Here is a 13,335-nt window from a genome sequence, read left to right as displayed (position 1 = left end):
ATCACTCCCGCCAGCTCGCACTGTTTTTATACGGGCCGTTACCCACAATTGCTCCGAATAATATTTAAAAATAAATAATGAAGAAAATATCTACCAAGGTTAAAATTATCGGGATTGTCTCTATTTTTATATGGATTATAGGAAGTTACCTCATATATAATGGAACCAATGGAAAAGGTGTAAGTATCGCTACTGGAGTAATAATAATTGCAGGATTATATTCTCAAATTAGTAAGGATCAAAAAGAAAATTCCGAGCTTTAGAAATAGATCTTAAAAGTAGCAAATCGGACTTATTAGCAGACCGAATAAAAAAAATCGGATCTGATTGCTGGGGATGGAATAGAACTTAACAATTGGGCGGACTTTCACTCAGCCACTTATAAAGTTACGGATCAGGTAACGTGCTTACTCAAACGTGTCGCAAAAGTGGGTAACAATATATAAAAACAATGCTATTTTAATGCCAAATCGGATCTGTTCTAATTGCCTGCCATGCAGCTTCCACAAAATATGATCGGATTAGTCTGTGACACCTGGGGTTCATCCCCATTGATTTTGAATTAACTCCACTTTGATATATGCTGGGAGCCAAACCAACATAACCTGCCAAATGTTTTAAGCTGCTAAATCGCCTTAGATCACCCAGTTCAGCGATGATTCCAACTGCTACAATTCCTCCAATACCAGGAATGCTCCTTAGTAGATAGAAATCCTGCTTAAAAATGTTTACGGCAATAAGCTCTTAACTGGCTCGATACATCTCGAAGTTCCTTATCAATAAAACGAAAATTACGCATCTTACTGGCCATACATTCCCTTGCAGTACCAAAAACAAACTTTTGGCTATCTACCCAATGACGAAAATCGTGGCTCCAGTGATCATTATCAAACTCAGGAGGAACTTTGACTCCATAATAGAGCAACTGCATTTTAATTACAGATTTGACACGTCTGAAGTCTTTAACCAGTTCATTACGGCGCCGGAAAAGGCTACGGAGTTCTTCCCGTTCTATATCGGGAACTATGATACTCTCAAGACGACCGTCTTTGAGTTCTCTGCTAATGAGCTGGGCATCGATTCTATCGGTTTTGGTGTATCGTTCTTTTCCCTTTCGTTGAATATCGGCCGGATTTACCACCAGGGATCTCCAGCCAAAATTTACAAAACTACGATGAGCAGCATAACCACAACAACCCGCTTCATAGGCAGTGGAGACTTCGTGGTCCGGAAAATGTTTTTGAACATATTCCCGTAACTTCTCAGGCTCCGGTGGCATAGTAAAAGATTTACCGGCAAAAAGATCGGTGCTGCAGTGTATTTTCCAGCTCCTCTTGTGGATGTCAATTCCTATGAATAACTTTGGTAAGGCAGTAACTCGGGATTCCATATCTTTAGTTTTTATGGTGAATATTAAAGATACTCGATTACTGCTTTTTCATTGATGCTAAAAACAATGCTCAAACCTGTTCCAAATCGAAAGTCCCTGCTCGCATGCTTAGCGGATTGTCCTGCGGACAATCACGCTCGTCCGCTCGCACAGTTTTTATACGGGACGTTATGTGCAACTTAAGACATACTGACAATCATAATTTTTCTAGTTTAGCAAAACCTACTGTCTTTCTATAATTATCGGGAGAAACACCTACTTTCTTCTTGAAAAACCTACTAAAATAAAATTCATCGTCATACCCAAGATTAGCTGCGATTTGTTTCAAAGGTTTTGAGGTTAAATATAGTTCGCGTTTAGCCTCTATAATAATTCTATTAGAAATTAACGAACTAGGTGTTTGCTGTAAATATTTTTTCACAATTCCAGCCAATGTTTTAGTGCTAACACATAAAACATCTGCATAATCTTTCGGAGAGTGTAACTCAGAATAATTCTTCTCAATAGAATCTACTAAATTTTGCAATATTTCAGATTGATCATCAGAAAATTTTGGCACTATATCTTTATTGGATTGTTTTTTTTGTCTCACAGCTTCTATTAAAATCACCTTTAAAAAAGCCACAAGAACCTCATGCTGAGCAATAGAATCTCTATCCATTTCTTTTGAAATTTGATCTATAAGATTAAAAAACAACGCTTTTTCAGAAATTTTAAAATGTGGTAATCCATGAAAGTTGTTAAAAAGAATGCCCTCTGTTTCAATTTCATTTTGATGTCGATATGTGCAAAAAAAGTCAGGGTGAAAATTTAATAACCAGCCTGAACAAGACTCTTCAGAAGAAATCATAAATGGTTGATAAGGTGACAAGCAAATCATTTGGTTGCCTTGTAATTCATAATTAGAAACATCTACATTTAACTTGTAGTTGTTTCCTTTTAGTAAAATAATAGAATAATAATTTTTTCGCTGTAAATGGTCAAATTGATTAAGATTTTCAAACCTTTCTAGTCTAAATGCCAGTTCACCATTTTGCTTATCAATAATAATTTGAGCCATAAGAGTCTATTTCTTCTTTAATGTTACGTATTAAAAAGAAAGGAGTGGTTGTTACACTCCTTTCTAAAGATAACAATTATTTCGAAGCTATGATGTCTATTTTTTGAATTGCTGATGCTTCAAAACCATCTAAAAGAACAGGCGCATTTTCCATAAGTGCTGCTGCAACTTTCCCTGTTAAATGTGTATCTCTACCAGAATCATCTGCAAAAGTATCAAAGATTGCATATGTAGTAGCATCTATTTTTATAGCATACCAAGATAAAGTTTTTGGCTCGTCACCAACTAATTGTTTGCCGACATTAAGGAAGTTTTCAACATCTGTTGTCTTTGCTTCTTTAGATTTCATAATAACAAGCAAACCCTTGTTTTGCAATCCGGATTTATGATTAGATGCTAATACATCTACTGCTTGAATATCTGTGCTAGGATCAAAGTTCTCTAATAAATCACCTGCATTTGCTAATAATGCCTTCGCAACTTCGCCTGTTAAATGTGCTTGTCTTCCTTCTTCTACTTCAAAAGTATCATAAATACCAAAAGTATTATTATCTATTTGAAAGGCAAACCAAGATACTGTTTGAGGTTCTTGATTTACTAATGCTAATCCACCAAGTAAGAAGTTTTTGACGTCTTGTTCTTTTCCTGTTTTTGCTTTCATAATTACTAATAATCCGATAGTTTCTTTTTTTGTACTGTTCATAATGTTTGTGTTTTTAGATTTTGAAAATGTTTGAATTGTAAATCCTAGTAGAAAAACTAGGAATGCTAATTTTAATGGAACTTTAGTTTTCATCGTTTCTTGTTTATTTGTTACAGTGTAAATTTGAGACGAAACAAAAGACTATGGAATGGATGTTTATTACTAACGCATGGACAATTTTCAAAAAAAGCAATACTATTGAATCCAGTATGCACATAACAACGTATATAAAAAATACGCCAGCTTTCGTTATATTTGAGTTCTCGCCACTTTATAACAAAACGTTGCAACTGAAAACTACGTCTGCTAAAAAAGGCGTACTTTTCATATACAAAACCGTTGTGTGCAATTGAAAACAAATGAAACTAAAAATCATCCTCATTCTGGTATTCATCATTTTAATTATTGCGATACCTTTCTTTAATTGGAAAGCCCATGAGATCAAAGGTTATACAGATGATTTCGAAAGTATAAATCATTTGATCCTAAATAATTTTGAAAATGAACACGACCTTACTGAGATTCTTTTGACATCAGGTATGAATAACTATCCCGAACTTCTAAAAGCAAAAGAAGAATCAGAATTATGCTCCATAAAACTCTATCCGGATAAAGGTATAGTTTATAAATTCCAGTGTAAAAATAATAGCTCTGACAATTTTTTTGATAGTGATGATAAATTCTATTTGATCAAAATATTAAATGATCAACAACGGACAAAATTCCTTAATTACCCGCAGTTTGTTGACTATACTAAAAAACCCGTTTATCTGAATGACAACTGGTTTCTGATAGAACAAAATATCTCTTATGATTAAAACTGCACACAACACTGTATAAAAACAAAGATGCTTAAATCTGTCTCGAATCAGAAGTCCGTGCTCGCTTCCTTAGCGGATTGTCCTGCGGACAATCACGCGCGCCCGCTCGCACAGTTTTTATACGGGACGTTGTAACCAATTTGAAAACTTATGAGTGATCTTAACTTTCTTGAAATAATTTTGATAATGATTATTCCATTCTTTTTCATTTTCAGATGGATTTTAATCAGACTTCTACCACACAAAAAACGAGCTGCTAACGTATTAGCTGTGTTTTCAACATTGATACTAACTCCCTTAATTTATTTAGGTTTTTCATTCATAACCTTTTTATACGGATCTCCATTCGAAACTCAAAAAAGTTTTGATCAACAAGCCTGGCACTCAAAAGCTGACACCCGATTTCGGATGCAGGATGATATTGTAAATAATGAGATTTTAAAGAATAAGAATAAAAAGCAAATAATTGATTTATTAGGTGAACCAGATCAAAAAGACGCTTCTGACTTATGGATTTACAATATGGGAATGTCCACAAGCGGATTTCCTACATTCTATAGTTTAAAATTGGAATTTGAAAATGAACAAGTTACCAAAGTAGATAAAATCAAGCACGTGGATTAAAACTGGTTACAACAACATATAAAAATAATGCTTAATTAGTTTTAAATCGAAGCTCCGTGCTCGCTTGCAACGCCTGATTGTCCGCAGGACAATCACGCTCGCCAGCTCGCACTGTTTTTATACGGGACGTTGTGCGCAATTAAGTATATCAGAAACTAAATATGCAGTCAAAGGAATTTAAGAAGTTGGTTGAGAGCAATTCTCAGAAGCTTAATCTCGAAAAGTATAAAACTGCCTTTTATGCTGAGAGTGAAGACTCAATTGTTTTCTTAATTTTAAGAAGGTCTGGTTATTCAAGCAAATATTACTTAAGGTTAAAAACAGAAATAAAGCCTTTTAAAAATGACCTGGACAAAGAGGAATTTGTAAAGCACGATATTGCGGACATTTTGCTAAGTCTCGATTCTGAATCACCAGAAATTTTTGACTTGGAAAATAGTTTAACGGACTCAGAAAGATCTGAAAAAATGGAGAATTTTTTCACAACTACCGTAAAAGAGTGGATAAATAATATGCTTAGTAAAAAATCGATTTCGGACAAACACAATTACGAAAATCTTTTTCTTCTGCCGTACACGAAATCAAAACTCGGATTCAAATAAAACTGCGCACAACATTATATCCTATGAAAAGCAATAACCTGCTCTCTCAAATTTAATATTTTAATTTTTCTTATTTCATTCCTATATATATATATTAACGCGTTTAATTCTGATTGAAGCTTTGCTTCAGTTAGAATTCAATGCAAAATAACCCGCTCCGCATCCTATATGTGGTCACTTCTAATGAGTGCCGCCAGCATCATTATGATTGGTTAATTAAGTCTATCCACTAGCTAAAAAATGTGATCCTGAAATGGCCACCTATATTGTTTTGTGGTATAGACTTTTAATATTTTGAGCTTGGTCATGAGTTATAGATTATGATATCACTCCAATTTCATAAGGAGTTTTAGTTTTAATCACTGCTAAAGTTCGGCTCAGTAATTTGTGAGCCACTTTTACTATTATTTTTTTGACGTCTTTGCCCAGGTGCTGGCGATAATAAGCCTGCATTACAGGATCTGTTCTAATTGCCTGCCATGCAGCTTCCACAAAATATGATCGGATTAGTCTGTGACACCTGGGGTTCATCCCCATTGATTTTGAATTAACTCCACTTTGATATATGCTGGGAGCCAAACCAACATAACCTGCCAAATGTTTTAAGCTGCTAAATCGCCTTAGATCACCCAGTTCAGCGATGATTCCAACTGCTACAATTCCTCCAATACCAGGAATGCTCCTTAGTAGATAGAAATCCTGCTTAAAAATGTTTACGGCAATAAGCTCTTAACTGGCTCGATACATCTCGAAGTTCCTTATCAATAAAACGAAAATTACGCATCTTACTGGCCATACATTCCCTTGCAGTACCAAAAACAAACTTTTGGCTATCTACCCAATGACGAAAATCGTGGCTCCAGTGATCATTATCAAACTCAGGAGGAACTTTGACTCCATAATAGAGCAACTGCATTTTAATTACAGATTTGACACGTCTGAAGTCTTTAACCAGTTCATTACGGCGCCGGAAAAGGCTACGGAGTTCTTCCCGTTCTATATCGGGAACTATGATACTCTCAAGACGACCGTCTTTGAGTTCTCTGCTAATGAGCTGGGCATCGATTCTATCGGTTTTGGTGTATCGTTCTTTTCCCTTTCGTTGAATATCGGCCGGATTTACCACCAGGGATCTCCAGCCAAAATTTACAAAACTACGATGAGCAGCATAACCACAACAACCCGCTTCATAGGCAGTGGAGACTTCGTGGTCCGGAAAATGTTTTTGAACATATTCCCGTAACTTCTCAGGCTCCGGTGGCATAGTAAAAGATTTACCGGCAAAAAGATCGGTGCTGCAGTGTATTTTCCAGCTCCTCTTGTGGATGTCAATTCCTATGAATAACTTTGGTAAGGCAGTAACTCGGGATTCCATATCTTTAGTTTTTATGGGGAATATTAAAGATACTCGATTACTGCTTTTTCATTGATGCTAAAAACAATGCTCAAACCTGTTCCAAATCGAAAGTCCCTGCTCGCATGCTTAGCGGATTGTCCTGCGGACAATCACGCTCGTCCGCTCGCACAGTTTTTATACGGGACGTTGGCATTAATTTTTAAAAGAGATTAGGTAAAAAAACATAAAAAATTATATTCTATGAATCAAAAAGAATTACCAAATTTAAGTTTTGAAGAACTTAAACAGAAGAGAACCTCAATAAAAACTCTTACTTGGATGCTTACAATAGTTTTAATTGGATCTTTAGGCTTCTTTATTTTTATTTCAATTAAGGACGGATTAACACCATTACTTGCAGTCCCTTTTGCACTTTCTGCTATTCTACCATTAAATTTTAAAAACATTCGAATACTTACAAAAGAGATAGAATCAAGAAAAGAATAAAATCTAATAAAAATTCAAAATATAATTTATGAATGTCAAAAGGGCTTTTCAAATAATCAGCTAGGGTCAATATCCTCTAATGATAATAGCCGTGTATTTTGTAATAAAGCCTTATATAAACGGATTAGAATTCCTCAAGCAAAATCCCGATATATTGTTTTCTAATTAGGAGAAGCTTACACACCACTGCATTAGCTGCAGACAATTATACAGTTCTAATTAGGTAAACTTATACCATCTAAAACGAATTTTATTAATCCCAAAGAAGGTTAGTTGGATAAGTAAAATAAATAATTGGTAATAGATGAAATTTCAAGGTTAAAAAAATAGTCCTTTCAATATTTTTAATTAATGGCTGCGACAGAAGTAATGAAGAAAGGATCTAGCGTTTTGCTATTGAGAATGATTCAGGTTATGATATCCCTCTGGAAATTTTTTGAAAGTGATATTAATGATTTCGTCAAAATCATTAATATCCTAAATTCAGACTTTGTTAGTAAAGATTTTCCTCCGATATGGATAAGCTTTATGGAATTCAGGATTTTCTTTAAGGAGATTCCGTGATTGTAGTTTATGGGAATAACTTAATAATGGAATCTTACAAATATGAATTTCTTGAGACAGAAAATAATGGTTGTAGTGAGGATGGAATATTATAAACGATGGCGATCCGCGTTGGGACACGATAGGGTAGGAGGCCTTTATAAAAGAATGTACACATTTATACCTGAAACTTTTTAAAGGCTAACCTCAATGAGAGTGGATAGATATAAATCAAATTGACAGTAGATTTAAAAGCATCTTAGAGTTAAAGTTTGGTTAAAGGTGTCAAATTCGGTTACACTTAAAATGGACCCCTTCTGAATCGCCAGTATTGACGAGATATTCGCATTTTCGGATAGTTCCTCTTCCTCCGCTACTTAACTTACAAAATATTGCAAAAAGCCTCAAACCCTATGGTTTTGGGGCTTTTTTGTTTTTGAGTATTTCAAAAGTACTATAGAACATCAAACTATTCGGTTACACCTTCATTTCTGATGTTCATATTCTGTTACACTTTAAAAGTAGAAGGGATTGGTGTCCGCTGGTTGTTTAATGAAACTCTTTTTCCTGGAAGCACGAAATGGGAATGTGCTGAGTGGAATATTTGATCGATCTTTTACCTCCAGAAAATACGTAATTCATGATTTTATTCTTAATATTTTGTTAATAACTATAAGAAAAACGCTTTATACTTGTGTGGATAATTTATAGATTTGGATTCCCTACACTAATTATAATTCAAAGTTTACTCGCATAGATAAAATGAAGTCGGTTATCATAAATAGATGCGACTTCTATATACTTTTCGAGTTTTTAAACTTAAAGTAAGCCCTGATTATATTTAATTAGGAAATTAAAAATAGCAGATTCATCGCTAAAAGCAAGTGTATCAATGTAATTGACGGCGGCGAAGCCATGTAATTTTTTGATTAAGATGTATGGCATTAAAAAAGGGAATAACCAGAATGCATTTTAATATATAAGGATAAAGGTTGAGTATTTTTCTCCATATAGGTTTGCCAGGTTACAAGAATATATTTCTTTTATTCTTCAGGATATTTAAAAACAAAAAAGCCGAAATAAATTCGGCTTTTTCAGTCACTTTAGGACAACCATCTTTCAAAATTTAAAGGATGGCCCCTCTTGCCCATAAAGTGTCCCCAACACGTTTGTTTTTAATTAATTAGCTCCTTCTGTATCAGAACAACTCCAGTTCTCCATATCGTCCCAATCATCTTCTTCATATTCCTCTGTCCATAAACTACAATCCTTGTAACTTTCATAAAAGTTGATAACGGCCTGTCTATAATCTTCACAATTTTCTTCTGTTGGATTATTAATGTAAGTATTGGCTACGGTCATCACATCTTCATAAGAGTTTTCAAAATCGGTACAGCCTGCACTTATATCGTCCGTCTCCTCAATACTGTCATCATCTTCGGAACATGCAGTGAGAAATACAAGTGAAAAGAATGTTAACAGTGATAAAAATTTTATTCTTTGATTCATAATATTGATTTATTGGTTAATAAATTACTTATTACATATTCTTAAACCAGGTTTCAAATTTACTCCCCAGTACCGGCACAGGTTCCTGTTTTCCGTTTACAGCATTTAGGAGGCCCATAATCCATAAAACAAGCAGGCAAAGCGAACCTGCAAAGCTTGCAACCCATCCTAAGACTGGAATAAGTCCTACTATAAAAATGGCAAAGCCAACAAGGCACAATCCCAGAGATTGTTTTATATGATAAGTAGCAAACTCGTTGTTTTTATCTTTATTCATTATAAAAGCTGCTACCAGGCCTATTAGGGTTAGATAAGCTATAATTCCTATAGATTTGTCTTCGGTTTTCTCAATATTTCCGGCTAAACTTTCTTGGTTTTCCATAGTTGAATTTATAAGACGTGTTTTTATAGACTAAATTTTACACCTGCACCTAATACTAATTGGCCGCCGTCTATAATCACATATTTCACTTCAGTAAAAGGAGTGATATTACTATCTATATTAAAATTGGCACCTGCTCCCAGGTTTAGTCCAAACCGGCCATCGCTGGATTCAACACCTCCAAAACTTTCATCTCCCCAGTCAAAACTTACATGGGTATAATTAAGTCCGCCAAGTCCATAAAAACCCAGGTTTTCATTATTCACAAAATAATAGTTTGCATTTCCATTAATCTCCCACCAGTTTAGACTTCCACCATATTGATCACCCGGGAAATAATAAATAAAGGCCGGTGAAATGCTCAGGTTTTCAAGAATGGGAAATTCAGCATTAGCTCCAGCACCAATAGCTTCTACTTCGGTTCCATAATTTAGCATTACGCCAATTCGAGTGTCTTGTTGAGCTGAACTCACATAAATTCCTGTAAAAAAGAAAAAAATAGCTGCTAGTAATTTAGTTTTCATAATGAAGGTTTAATTAGTCGGTTTTCGTTTTGATTTCTGAGTGTGAAGATGCAAGCATTATCTTCGGTTTTCAAGACTTAATGAGTATAAGCACCTTATGAATTAGTTAAATGAAGAATTGTAATAATTGGGTTGTTTCAGCTAAAAAATCAGTTTCTCTAAGTCAAAACCCTGTTTCCCTAATATAAAAGCGTATTTTATCCTTAATTTTTTATTAATTGACTAATAACAATTAAATTAGGTAAGCAATAAATTTAAAAGCCGCTCCTTAACATTTAATTCCACCCTTTAGAAGAATAAATTTTCGAAAAGATGAAAGTAGCTATAATAGACGATGAAGTACACTGCGTAGAAGGCCTGGTGCTCCATCTGCGTAAAAATTTTCCTGATGCTGAAATCATCTATAAGGGTACCCGGCCGGAATCTGCTCTAGAAGTCTTGCCAAACACAAAAGTAGATTTAATCTTTCTTGATGTGGAAATGCCGGGAATGAATGGCTTTGAACTGTTAGATCAATTACCGGAAACTAATTTTGATGTTATTTTTACTACAGCCTACAGTCAATATGCCGCCCAGGCTTTTAAAGCTAAGGCTGTAAACTATTTGCTGAAACCCATAGATGAAACCGAATTTAGGGAGGCAATTTTAGACTGGCAGGAGGAGCGCAAGAAGAAAAACAATCTTTCTTCTGAAAAAATAAGCGACTTGCTTACTTATATGCGGCGGGAAGGTATTTTAAAAAATAAAATTGCGCTCCCGGTGGCCGATGGGTATGAGTTTATTGAAACTAATGAAATTCTCTATGCACAAAGTCAGAATAACTACACGCAGCTTTTTCTCTCTGATAAGCGAAAACTGGTGCTTAGTAAAACTCTGAAAGAATTTGAAAAGCTACTGGACAAGTATTTCTTTATTCGCATTCACAAGTCTTACCTCATCAATCCAAACTATATGAAAAAATATTACAAAAATGATGGTGGCTATTTGGTCATGCAGGATGGGAAAACCATTCCTGTGAGCAAAACCAAAAAAGATTTAATCACCAGTCTTTTTGATGCCATCACTAAAACTTCCTAAACCTGATAAAATCTATGGCACTGCTTCAGTTTAGAAATTTCAGAATATTAATTTTGGTGATTTTTCCTGCAATTTTTTTCCTCTCTGCCGGTTTATCAGCCCAGTCTAAAATAGACAGTCTAAGCACTCAATTTCAGCAGGCCGAAAGTGATTCGCTTAAAGTAGTCACACAAATTCAATTAAGCAGGCAAATTCATCGTGAGGCACATAATGAGGAGAAAGAATTACAGTATGCACAAGGAGCGGTGCAAAAAGCGCTGCAGTTAAACGATACCTTGCTGTACGCCCTTGCTTTAGATAATTTAGGACTATTATTTCGTTACCACCAAAATTACGACGAATCTTTACCGCTGCATACAAAAGCCTACAACCTGGTAAAAGACAAAGACATCAATCCGCTTAACAAGATGATATTTGCCAACAATGCTGGAGTAGCGGGGCGTTATAATCATAATTATGATACGGCGGTTTCCTATTATATGGAAGCGCTTAAAATTGCTGAAAGGGAAAATGATCTTAAAAATATTGCTATTGCCAGCAATGGTATTGGCAACGCTTTAACTTCCATTCCAGGCCGTGCCGACCAGGCTTTAGACTATTTTGAACGATCCCTGGAAGCCGAAAAAGAACGTAATAACAGTCTTGGTGTGGCAATGAATTACCTTTCTATTGGAGATTATTATATCGATAAAAGTAATTTTACCAAAGCCAGGGAGTATTTAAACGAGCTTCTGGAAATTAACCGCGAGAGAGATGACCAATATGGTTTGGCGATTACCAACGAATTTTTAGGAAAATCTTATTTGGTAGAAGGCCGAAATTTGAACCGGGCTAAAGAATTCTTTACTATTTCTCTTGAAGGTTTTCAACAAATTGGAGATAGGCAAAAACAAGCTGAAATTTTATCCAGTCTGGGCGATATTGAGCAAAAACAAGGCCGGCCTATAAGTGCAGAAGAATATTACCAGAATTCACTTGACCTAGCTTCAGGCTTAAACTTACACGGTTTGCTGATGCAAAACTACCTGCGAATGGCGCATCTAAAGGAAGAGACCGGTGAACCCGTTGAAGCTTTATCTTATTTCAAGCAGGGAAAAGCTTATGAAGACAGCATAAAACTAAGTGAACAGAATGTAGAAATAGCAGCCCTGGTACGAAAATACGACCTGGAAAAGAAGGAAAGTCGAATTGAATTGCTTCAAAAAGACCGGGCACTACAGGAAGCCCGGCTGGATACCCAGGAACAATTGCTGGAAGAACGCCGAATTTTAATGCTATTGATGGGAATTGGATTATTGCTCATTTTAATAATTTTCTTTTTGCAATACCGCAATGCCCAAACAAAAAAGAAAACCAACGCACGTATTTTAAAGGAAGAGAAGGAAAAAATGAAAGCGATTTACGAGCGTAACCTTGCCCGTGCTGAAATTTTGGTAACCCGCCTGCAAATAAATCCGCATTTTTTATTTAATAGTCTTAATGCAATTACATACCTCATCCAAACCAAGGAAAACGAAAAGGCTATGAAATACCTGGTAGTTTTTAGTCGTTATACCCGAATGGTTTTGGAAACCTCTCAAAAACATATTATTCCGCTTAGTGAAGAAATAAAACTCACCCGTTACTACCTAACCCTGGAAGAAAATCGTTTTGAAAAAGATTTCACTTACAAGATTAAGGTAGAAGAATCGGCAGTAAAAGGCATTAGTATTCCCCCGCTTTTACTGCAGCCGTTTATTGAAAATGCGATTTGGCACGGCTTGTTGCCAAGCAAACGCGATAAAAAACAACTCTTTATAAATATTATTCCCAATGAAAAGGAAATCACTATAATTATAGACGATAATGGGGTAGGCCGAAAAAATGCCGGGAGAAAAACAACCTCTGGTAAAAAACATAAAAGTATGGGAATGCAAATTATTCAGGAGCGTATAAGCCTGTATAACAAAAGCTACTCAGGAAAGATTACCTATGAAATTATCGATAAAAAAGATGAAAATTGTAAACCTGAAGGTACAAGGGTGGTGTTAACACTCCAAAGAATAGAAGGGAAAAAACCAGGTGATAACTTCAATAAATTTGAAGCCCTCCCTTCCGAAGCGGAGATTTCTTAAATGAGTACGATTATAGGTTTTTCTCTTTTTAATCATACTGGAATTTAGAGGGATTAGACATTAACCTTAATTGATAGGGTGAGTTCTCCTTTAAAATTTGAAAAAGCCCCAAACAGTATATTTGGGGCTTTTTCTTTTTGTAA

General features: G+C 35.3%; 16 protein-coding genes. 7 read left to right on the top strand and 9 right to left on the bottom strand.

From position 1 onward, the window contains the following. Window positions 1-77: 77 nt before the first annotated feature. Entirely contained in the window at window positions 78-263 is a 186-nt protein-coding gene (locus AO058_RS15425) for a hypothetical protein (protein WP_075327357.1), read from the top strand. Between the two features lie 196 nt (window positions 264-459). On the opposite strand, the gene AO058_RS18965 is transcribed toward AO058_RS15425, so the two are convergent. The 4 genes from AO058_RS18965 to AO058_RS18750 form a co-directional block, all read right to left on the bottom strand. Beyond that, window positions 460-648 (bottom strand): IS110 family transposase, encoded by a 189-nt coding sequence (locus tag AO058_RS18965; protein WP_442974491.1) that lies wholly within the window; start codon window positions 646-648, stop codon window positions 460-462. Window positions 649-718: 70 nt separating this feature from the next. Beyond that, window positions 719-1,390, bottom strand: coding sequence for an IS110 family transposase (locus AO058_RS15415; protein ID WP_075327356.1), 672 nt, complete (start codon window positions 1,388-1,390; stop codon window positions 719-721). A 196-nt stretch (window positions 1,391-1,586) separates the two neighbouring features. After that, window positions 1,587-2,450 carry a helix-turn-helix domain-containing protein gene (locus AO058_RS15410; RefSeq protein WP_075327355.1) on the bottom strand — a complete coding sequence of 288 codons (864 nt, stop codon included), beginning with the start codon at window positions 2,448-2,450 and terminating at the stop codon, window positions 1,587-1,589. A gap of 76 nt (window positions 2,451-2,526) precedes the next feature. After that, the gene (locus AO058_RS18750) at window positions 2,527-3,246 is read right to left on the bottom strand and encodes a putative quinol monooxygenase (protein WP_057938597.1); all 720 of its coding nucleotides are present in this window, start codon (window positions 3,244-3,246) and stop codon (window positions 2,527-2,529) included. A 266-nt stretch (window positions 3,247-3,512) separates the two neighbouring features. On the opposite strand from AO058_RS18750, the gene AO058_RS15395 reads away from it, so the two are divergent. The 3 genes from AO058_RS15395 to AO058_RS15385 all read left to right on the top strand — a co-directional run bounded on the left by AO058_RS15395 (window position 3,513) and on the right by AO058_RS15385 (window position 5,200). Further along, the gene (locus tag AO058_RS15395; protein ID WP_075327354.1) at window positions 3,513-3,971 is read left to right on the top strand and encodes a hypothetical protein; all 459 of its coding nucleotides are present in this window, start codon (window positions 3,513-3,515) and stop codon (window positions 3,969-3,971) included. Between the two features lie 153 nt (window positions 3,972-4,124). Further along, a complete protein-coding gene (locus tag AO058_RS15390; protein WP_075327353.1) occupies window positions 4,125-4,598 on the top strand; it encodes a hypothetical protein in 474 nt (157 codons plus the stop codon). 161 nt (window positions 4,599-4,759) lie between these two features. Beyond that, window positions 4,760-5,200, top strand: a complete 441-nt coding sequence (locus AO058_RS15385) for a hypothetical protein (protein ID WP_075327352.1) — start codon at window positions 4,760-4,762, stop codon at window positions 5,198-5,200. A 318-nt stretch (window positions 5,201-5,518) separates the two neighbouring features. Here the strand turns inward: AO058_RS15385 and AO058_RS18960 are convergent, their stop codons facing one another. Then, entirely contained in the window at window positions 5,519-5,833 is a 315-nt protein-coding gene (locus AO058_RS18960) for an IS110 family transposase (protein WP_286760731.1), read from the bottom strand. Between the two features lie 70 nt (window positions 5,834-5,903). Further along, the gene (locus AO058_RS18280; protein WP_075327356.1) at window positions 5,904-6,575 is read right to left on the bottom strand and encodes an IS110 family transposase; all 672 of its coding nucleotides are present in this window, start codon (window positions 6,573-6,575) and stop codon (window positions 5,904-5,906) included. A 222-nt stretch (window positions 6,576-6,797) separates the two neighbouring features. Here AO058_RS18280 and AO058_RS18425 point away from each other — a divergent pair, with 222 nt between their 5' ends. Next, window positions 6,798-7,043 carry a hypothetical protein gene (locus tag AO058_RS18425; protein WP_075327351.1) on the top strand — a complete coding sequence of 82 codons (246 nt, stop codon included), beginning with the start codon at window positions 6,798-6,800 and terminating at the stop codon, window positions 7,041-7,043. A gap of 1,722 nt (window positions 7,044-8,765) precedes the next feature. On the opposite strand, the gene AO058_RS15365 is transcribed toward AO058_RS18425, so the two are convergent. From AO058_RS15365 to AO058_RS15355, 3 genes are read right to left on the bottom strand one after another with little or no spacing between them, the layout of a single operon-like run. Continuing rightward, window positions 8,766-9,095, bottom strand: coding sequence for a hypothetical protein (locus AO058_RS15365; protein ID WP_075327350.1), 330 nt, complete (start codon window positions 9,093-9,095; stop codon window positions 8,766-8,768). Between the two features lie 31 nt (window positions 9,096-9,126). Beyond that, complete coding sequence (locus AO058_RS15360; RefSeq protein ID WP_075327349.1) at window positions 9,127-9,477, bottom strand: DUF4870 domain-containing protein; 351 nt, start codon at window positions 9,475-9,477, stop codon at window positions 9,127-9,129. A 23-nt stretch (window positions 9,478-9,500) separates the two neighbouring features. Then, complete coding sequence (locus AO058_RS15355) at window positions 9,501-10,001, bottom strand: outer membrane protein (RefSeq protein WP_075327348.1); 501 nt, start codon at window positions 9,999-10,001, stop codon at window positions 9,501-9,503. A gap of 312 nt (window positions 10,002-10,313) precedes the next feature. Here AO058_RS15355 and AO058_RS15350 point away from each other — a divergent pair, with 312 nt between their 5' ends. Then, complete coding sequence (locus tag AO058_RS15350) at window positions 10,314-11,078, top strand: LytR/AlgR family response regulator transcription factor (RefSeq protein WP_075327347.1); 765 nt, start codon at window positions 10,314-10,316, stop codon at window positions 11,076-11,078. A 14-nt stretch (window positions 11,079-11,092) separates the two neighbouring features. After that, complete coding sequence (locus AO058_RS15345; RefSeq protein WP_075327346.1) at window positions 11,093-13,192, top strand: tetratricopeptide repeat protein; 2,100 nt, start codon at window positions 11,093-11,095, stop codon at window positions 13,190-13,192. Window positions 13,193-13,335 lie beyond the last annotated feature (143 nt).

It is taken from the genome of Salegentibacter sp. T436 (assembly GCF_001932675.1).
Classification (GTDB): Bacteria; Bacteroidota; Bacteroidia; order Flavobacteriales; family Flavobacteriaceae; genus Salegentibacter; species Salegentibacter agarivorans.
Note: the sequence above shows the minus strand (reverse complement) of the source record. Positions and strands in the feature narration are given on the sequence as shown.